This is a genomic window from Acinetobacter sp. UBA801, from assembly GCA_002296655.1.
In the GTDB taxonomy this organism is placed as follows: domain Bacteria; phylum Pseudomonadota; class Gammaproteobacteria; order Pseudomonadales; family Moraxellaceae; genus Acinetobacter.
The window spans coordinates 69,326-76,435 of sequence record DBIN01000025.1; the positions used below are offsets into that span (position 1 = coordinate 69,326).

At 37.8% G+C, this 7,110-nt stretch carries 7 protein-coding genes and 1 pseudogene; 4 read left to right on the forward strand and 4 right to left on the reverse strand.

What is annotated here, in order from left to right:
• Positions 1–123: 123 nt before the first annotated feature.
• The 3 genes from rnk to B2W49_RS04715 all read right to left on the reverse strand — a co-directional run bounded on the left by rnk (position 124) and on the right by B2W49_RS04715 (position 2,733).
• A complete protein-coding gene (rnk, locus tag B2W49_RS04705) occupies positions 124–528 on the reverse strand; it encodes a nucleoside diphosphate kinase regulator (protein ID WP_291335018.1) in 405 nt (134 codons plus the stop codon).
• Positions 529–690: 162 nt separating this feature from the next.
• Positions 691–1,944 (reverse strand): serine hydroxymethyltransferase, encoded by a 1,254-nt coding sequence (gene glyA / locus B2W49_RS04710; protein WP_019836649.1) that lies wholly within the window; start codon positions 1,942–1,944, stop codon positions 691–693.
• Positions 1,945–2,121: 177 nt separating this feature from the next.
• Positions 2,122–2,733, reverse strand: a complete 612-nt coding sequence (locus tag B2W49_RS04715; RefSeq protein WP_291335020.1) for a hypothetical protein — start codon at positions 2,731–2,733, stop codon at positions 2,122–2,124.
• A 374-nt stretch (positions 2,734–3,107) separates the two neighbouring features.
• Between B2W49_RS04715 and B2W49_RS04720 the strand changes: the two genes are divergently transcribed.
• The 3 genes from B2W49_RS04720 (at position 3,108) to B2W49_RS04730 (ending at position 5,222) form a co-directional block, all read left to right on the forward strand.
• A complete protein-coding gene (locus B2W49_RS04720) occupies positions 3,108–3,806 on the forward strand; it encodes an exonuclease domain-containing protein (protein WP_291335033.1) in 699 nt (232 codons plus the stop codon).
• A gap of 109 nt (positions 3,807–3,915) precedes the next feature.
• Positions 3,916–4,635 (forward strand): hypothetical protein, encoded by a 720-nt coding sequence (locus B2W49_RS04725; protein ID WP_291335021.1) that lies wholly within the window; start codon positions 3,916–3,918, stop codon positions 4,633–4,635.
• Positions 4,636–4,859: 224 nt separating this feature from the next.
• Positions 4,860–5,222 (forward strand): hypothetical protein, encoded by a 363-nt coding sequence (locus tag B2W49_RS04730; RefSeq protein WP_291335023.1) that lies wholly within the window; start codon positions 4,860–4,862, stop codon positions 5,220–5,222.
• A 139-nt stretch (positions 5,223–5,361) separates the two neighbouring features.
• On the opposite strand, the gene B2W49_RS04735 is transcribed toward B2W49_RS04730, so the two are convergent.
• The gene (locus B2W49_RS04735) at positions 5,362–5,580 is read right to left on the reverse strand and encodes a hypothetical protein (RefSeq protein ID WP_168419226.1); all 219 of its coding nucleotides are present in this window, start codon (positions 5,578–5,580) and stop codon (positions 5,362–5,364) included.
• A 1,174-nt stretch (positions 5,581–6,754) separates the two neighbouring features.
• On the opposite strand from B2W49_RS04735, the pseudogene B2W49_RS04740 reads away from it, so the two are divergent.
• Positions 6,755–7,110 (forward strand): annotated as a pseudogene (locus tag B2W49_RS04740) (helix-turn-helix domain-containing protein); the annotation flags it as partial.

Consider the following 7,110-nt stretch of genomic DNA (forward strand, 5'->3'; position numbering starts at 1 on the left):
GCTTAAATGCTTTTCTATATTCGGATGACATTAGTCATAAAAGGACTGATTAAAAACATCAGTGCATAAAAAAGCCATGATCAACATGGCTTTTTATGTTCCAGACGCAAGATGATAAGCAGATTACAAATAATCGCCTTCGCGCTCTGGCTGATATAAAATTTTCTCAATTTTGACTTTCATCATATGGCCATCAGGCTGTGGCCATTCAATTTCCTGTCCTTCAGCTAATCCTAAAATGGCAGTTCCGACAGGTGCAACCACATTCACCTGCCCTTTCTCACCTTTAAAGTCATGCGGATAAACCAAGGTAATTTCAGTCGGTTCTTTTGCAGGTGCAATGGTAATCAATGCGCGGGTATTCATGCTCACCACATTGTTTGGTACATCTTGTGGCGCAACTACTTCAGCACGTGCCAATTCATCTTCTAGATGTTGCATCGTTGGCGTCAATTTAGGTTGATGCTCAAGCATCGTTTCCAAACGGTGCAAATCTTGTTCTGAAATAATAATCTTTGGTCTAATCATTTAATTTTATTCCTGTCATTCCGACAATACTGTCATCATCAGCTTGCCTACAATCATATTCAATACGCTTAAGTTATAACAGAAATTCAGCTTATTGAACGCAAAATCAATTTTTTACATTCATAAAAAAAGCCCCTTGAGGGGCTTTTCTCAAGGCTATGCTTATTTTGCGTAAACTGGGAATTTCGCGCAAACAGCTTCAACTTTTGCTTTTACAGTATTAATTACAGCTTCGTCACCTTTGCTGTCAAGAATGTCTGCAATCCAACCCGCAAGATCACGTACTTCTGCTTCACCAAAACCACGTGTAGTTACTGCTGGAGTACCAATACGGATACCAGAAGTTACAAATGGTGAACGTGGATCGTTCGGTACAGAGTTTTTGTTTACAGTAATATGCGCAGCACCTAACCATGCATCTGCATCTTTACCTGTAATATCTTGCTTGATTAAAGAAAGCAAGAACAAGTGGTTTTTCGTACCACCAGATACGACATCATAACCACGTTCGATAAGAACTTCAGCCATCGCTTGCGCATTTTTAACAACTTGTTGTTGATACGCTTTGTATTCAGGCGCCATTGCTTCTTTAAAGCAAATCGCTTTTGCTGCAACTGCGTGTACCAGTGGACCACCTTGGTTACCAGGGAATACAGCAGATTGTAATTTTTTCTCGATCTCTTCGTTTGCTTTCGCAAGAATTAGACCAGAACGTGGACCACGCAATGTTTTATGTGTTGTCGTAGTCGTTACGTCAGCAATTTGTACAGGATTTGGATAAACACCCGCGGCCACGAGACCAGCAACGTGTGCCATATCTACAAATAAATAAGCACCTACTTTGTCTGCGATATCACGGAAACGCTGCCAATCTACAATTTGGCTATACGCAGAGAAACCAGCAACGATCATACGTGGTTTGTGTTCAAGCGCTAAACGCTCAACTTCTTCGTAATCAATCTCGCCAGTTTCTGGGTTTAAACCATATTGGATAGCATTATATGTTTTACCAGAGAAACTTACTTTTGCACCGTGAGTCAAGTGACCACCATGTGCCAAGCTCATACCTAACACAGTGTCGCCTGGGTTAAGTAAAGCTAAGTAAACTGCAGAGTTTGCTTGCGAACCAGCATGTGGTTGAACGTTAGCATAATCTGCACCAAAGAGTTCTTTAGCACGGTCAATCGCCAGTTGTTCAATAATATCTACGTATTCGCAACCGCCGTAGTAGCGTTTGCCAGGGTAGCCCTCAGCATATTTGTTTGTAAGTTTTGAACCTTGAGCTTCCATTACTGCAGGTGAGCAGTAGTTCTCAGAAGCAATTAACTCAATATGAGCTTCTTGGCGCGCATCTTCATTTGTGATCGCTTGAGCTAATTCCGGATCAAATTCGGCAATAGAAATATTGGCAAACATTAGCGAGGTCCTATTAATTTAGGGCTTTTAAGCCGTGCTAAGATTGGCGCGTATTGTAGCATAAAGTTTGTGAACTGAGAGAATGAACTTTGCTCAGTTTTACATAAAAATAGCTCATGTTTCAGATAAAACACGAGCTATTTCAGGTCAAATCGATCTTTATCGTAATTCAATGACTTATTGAATAGGCATTAACGATTGCACATCTTTAACAATCTCATCCATATTATTCACATACACCGAACCATGATCCCATTTTTGCTCTACAGGTAAATCCTGGTCAGTGACGTAATGAATTTTAGTTCCTACCCCTTGAGCCGCCTGAACTAAGTAATCGGTAACTTGTTTCGGGACAGTTGGATCTGCTGTTCCTTGATAAATAAATATAGGCGTGCTGATTTTCACTTTTAACGGCTGTGAGCTATTAGTTAAGAAATCTTTAACTTCAGGGATGGTCGTCATGAAATTTGGTTGAGTACGCGGATAACCATCCAATTTTCCAACCGACGTCACATGCTCTAGCATTGGCTGAGCTATACTCCCACCTAATGTTTCATAACAGAGAGACTCTGCCTGAGCAGCAAGTAGATCTGTTGGCGGTACAAATATTTCAGAATATTGCAAGGTTGGAGCAGTATTTTTTAACCCCGCAGCAATTAGAGCAGTAAACGTATCTAATGGTGCAAGTGTCTGTACTTTCTTTATTACATCTGGCTCTTGAGCTGCTTTTTGTTCACCACCCGCCAATACCAAGGCTAAATTTGATGCAGGTGCGATAGCTAGGGGCACTAAAATTATATTTCGGAACCCCATCATCAATTACTATAACGCTAGTATCGTCATGATCATCATTACAGGCGGTTAAAAACAAGCTGCTGCTGGCCAAAGCCACGCTTAACCATATTTTTTTCATTTGCTTACCCTTGTCTTCATATTGTTATTGATTGCATCCTTCGCAATCTTTATTTGTACGCTTTTTTATAACATCAGGCAAGATTCCAATAATTAATATGCAAGTGTATTTTATTTAAAATTAAACACTTACTGTAAGAACCAGTAAATCGATCACATATACAGTTGTTTATTAAATTTCGATTCAATTGTCATACGCAGGCGCTAATGTTAGATTGCATTTTTATTGAATGACGCAAGCGAATCAGGACATGCAAGCCATTATTCTCGACACTGAAACCCATACTTTAAATGGACAACCTATTGAGATTGCTTACGCCCCCATTCAAGTTGAAGATGGCAAAATCAGTCTGGATAAAAGTCAAATTTTCGATCAACTGTATCAAGTGGATGAGCCGATTTCATTCGCAGCGATGGCGGTACACCATATATTAGAGTCTGACTTAATTGATCAACCACATTACAGTAGTTTTGAATTACCTGCCGAAACCACCTTTATCATTGGACATAATATTGATTACGATATTCGAGCTCTAGAAAAATGTGGTGTAGATACCTCTAAAATTAAAGCCATTTGTACTTTGGCACTTGCTCGTCGCGTATGGCCGAATGCAGAAGCACACAATATTTCAGCTTTAATTTATATGATTACCAAAGGCAGCGAGAAAGCGCGTGACATGATTAAAAAAGCGCATCGTGCCGATATGGATATTATTTTAACGGCTAATATTTTGATGCACGAAGTTCATCAATTACAAATTCAAAGTATTGAAGAACTCTACACAGCCTCAGAAGAAGCACGTATTCCACAAATCATCAATTTTGGTAAACATCGTGGTACAGCAATTGCTGACCTTCCTGCCGATTATGTGCAATGGTTATTAAGGCAAGAAGATTTAGATCCTTACTTACGCAAGGCGCTCGAAAATACCAGTATTTTGACTTTATAAACATTTCAAGTGAACCTTATTGCATTTACCTGTCATAAATTATTCATATTATTGTAATTTTCACAGTCTATGCTTTGCCTCAATTTATTAGGAAAATAAATTAAGGCTCATGTTTAATTATCAAAAAACTCAACACGGTCTAGATGCATTACAACAGCGCACACGTGATTTAAATGCACGTCAACGTCGCTTGTTGGTACTCATAGGTACTGAAGATTTTGATTTATTGGGTGATCAGTTCAAGCAACGTATTGCACCACCTGAACTCATTGAGCAGCTTTTAGATATGCAACTCATTGCACCTACTGCGCTTGATGAATCCCCAGACTTAACACTTACGGCAACAATCGAAAATACACATCAACCAGAAACTATTTCTGCCCCACAGGTTTTTCAAACTGAAATTCAAACTCATCTTTCCAGCGCTCCCCAGCCCTCTCATGCAGAAATTTTGGCAGCGCCGATTCAAACACAACATTTACACGTTCCCCCACCACGTGTAAATACAGAAACATACGCCGAAGCTGTAACATCCACAGAAACAGTGGTAGAAGAAAAAACTGCACAGCATGAAGCAGCTCAACTAGAAATTTCAGCCTTAAGTTTTGAAGATGTAAAATTTTTAATGATGGATACTTTGCAGCGCCATTGTGGGCTCATGGCCAAGCAATTAATTCAGCGCATTTTACAATCGCAAGATATTCGCAGTTTAAAACTATGCCAAATGCAGTGGATTACCTCTTTGCAAGAAACGCGTTTGCCACCTAAAGAGTTAAATCGAGTTTTGCAGCAAATTAATTATTCTTTACAGAAACTTAATCCTGCTTAATGCTTAGATTTTTTTAATTCACTCTAAGTCTTTTAAACGATAAAAAAACCATAAAAAACTTAGGCCTATTTTATTTTTTTATTATTTTTCATATAGATTTGAAATCTAAGATAGACTGTACGCACAGTATTCCAGCATAAACTAAGACTTTAGATGCATAGCCCTTAGTAATACAAATCAGCGATATAGGGATTAACCAAAATTGTTGAAACTAGGGTTTAGGCATGGGCAGCGCATTTTTTTTAGAGTTTGATGCTTACGACAATCCAATGCAATTAAGTAAAGTGGGCAATTGGGTTATTACCTTTTTAAGCCCGAAAGACCAAGAGCATCAAATACAACTGGCAATCACCAATGTATTGCCACGTCAAATTTCTGCACAACTGCAACCTCGTCGAATTGTAATTCAACAAAGCGCTGATGCACAGCAATGGCAAATTCAGCAAATTGATTGTTTTGATAGTCAGACGAATCAGGAAATTAGTTTTCAAGCCAGAGATACAATAGGACAAACAGTCATTCAGAGAGTGATTCAAGAATTTGATAAATACGATGTAAGTATTCAGCTGATTGAAAATGGCAAATGATCAAATCGAATCGATTGATATTTTAATAATAAAGTTGGTCAGCATATTGCTGCATTTGCTTCTGTAAAAAATATCGACCCAAAACAAAAGAAGCTCATCAAGGTGAGCTTCTTTAAACGAATCTTGGAATCACAAAAATTTACTCCAAAACACGGAAAATACTGTCAGATTCACGACTTTCAAATAAAAGTTCGATACTTGGCAAAATCACTTCACCCTCTACAATAATATGTTCAATTTTGTGGAAAAGTGCCAAACCCGCGGCCAATGAGCTTTCTGGAATATTACGCAGCAATGCCTTTGCTTCGTAAATATGGCTGAATTGGTCCTTAACTTTAATATCGACTAGTTGCGTCATTGTTGTTCCCTTTTTTTTCTTGACGGAAATTTTTTATACCATAGCTTATAAATTTTTTAAAAAAGTGAGATGTTAAATTGTTTGACAATGTAGTAATTTTTTAAAGAACAATTTAATTATCGTTATATTTCAACATCATATTTTTTAGAATTTTATTTACAACTTACAAAATCACTGTAAAGTTGCTTGGTCTTTATTCTAGCATAGAAAAAGCTCGCATTGCTGCGAGCTTTTTTATGTCGGAAGGCTAGTGCTGATTTATTGTTTGAACCTATGTTGCAAACTCAACGAGCTGTCATTGATCCGTCCAACTTCATCGTAGCGTCTATTATGTTGAATGACCTACTGTAGTTTTAATATAGTGAAACTTATTTATTGCTGCAATAGCTCACTACATTTCAACACATTTACACAGCAAAATTTCAATTGATTTGATTATCAGTAGCCGCATAATTTTATGCAGTTAAAAGCTTCAGCCTTTTAGTATCACCATCAGTGCAAATCGAAGATATTTTTAAAAACGAACCGCAGCTGATTACTCAATTAATTCAATTTTATAATCAACATCTTGCAGCAACTTTTTATTTTTAAAACTTTGCCATTGCTGTAGCCGCAAAAAAATCTTAGAACAGACCTGCTTCCCTTCTGCGACAGCTTTACAGCGAAATTCCGTGGTGCCTATTTCGTTCTGATGTGGAACAAAATAATGGTTTTATGCAAAAAGTCAACGATATAACCCAGGAAGGTGCTCTCAGATTTTCAGTTTTAAAATAGACTTCTTGCGTTAGTCAAATTTTAAGCAGTCAAAAGCTATATTTTATAAGGTTTTAGCCAATTCAAAAATTAGATAAAACTATACTTTCGCAAGAGGTCTAATATGTGAGTTTTATATGACTTTTAAAATTCAAAGCGCCTTGCACTAGGGTTCTCTCCTAAGCATTGGAGGACATGCAGTATAGTTTCAACCGAACTGCGCCGATAATAGCCAGACTATTTTTCATAGTGTCCTACCTGAGATACCGTCGTGGTAGTTAATCAGGTTTTTAGATTATTCGATTAATAAATAATCTATTTCAAAGGCAGTCTGATGTTTTAAAACACCATAACTCAGATGTATAAGCTTGCGCTTTGCAGCACCTAAAAGTGTGTGATTCAGAGACATCATTTCAATATAATGAGTGTTAGAGAAATTCTACAAAGACTCGTATGGCTTAATTTATTTGAATAGACTAATGATGCTGACCTAGTTTGTCGGAGATGTGGCATTTCTAGACCAATGTTACGCAAGTGGTGGAAACGATATTCTGCACAAGCTATTGATGGATTAAGTAGTCAGAGTAAACGTCCCTTAAAATCGCCAAATACTAAAATCAATGCTGAGCTAGAAGCTTTGATATTAGAAATGCGCTCGGCTAGAAATCTTGGTGCTCTACTTTTGCAAACAGAATGGATGAGGCTGCATGGAATCTCGTTGTCCTTAGCGACTATCTATCAAGTACTATCCACTGGTAATCCTCCCATAAATAACCG

Excerpts from the sequence above, each read along its gene's own strand:
- B2W49_RS04730 (WP_291335023.1), top strand. The coding sequence starts at position 4,860 with ATGGGCAGCGCATTTTTTTTAGAGTTTGATGCTTACGACAATCCAATG.
- rnk (WP_291335018.1), bottom strand. The coding sequence starts at position 528 with ATGATTAGACCAAAGATTATTATTTCAGAACAAGATTTGCACCGTTTG.
- B2W49_RS04720 (WP_291335033.1), top strand. The coding sequence starts at position 3,108 with ATGCAAGCCATTATTCTCGACACTGAAACCCATACTTTAAATGGACAA.
- B2W49_RS04725 (WP_291335021.1), top strand. The coding sequence starts at position 3,916 with ATGTTTAATTATCAAAAAACTCAACACGGTCTAGATGCATTACAACAG.
- B2W49_RS04735 (WP_168419226.1), bottom strand. The coding sequence starts at position 5,580 with ATGACGCAACTAGTCGATATTAAAGTTAAGGACCAATTCAGCCATATT.
- glyA (WP_019836649.1), bottom strand. The coding sequence starts at position 1,944 with ATGTTTGCCAATATTTCTATTGCCGAATTTGATCCGGAATTAGCTCAA.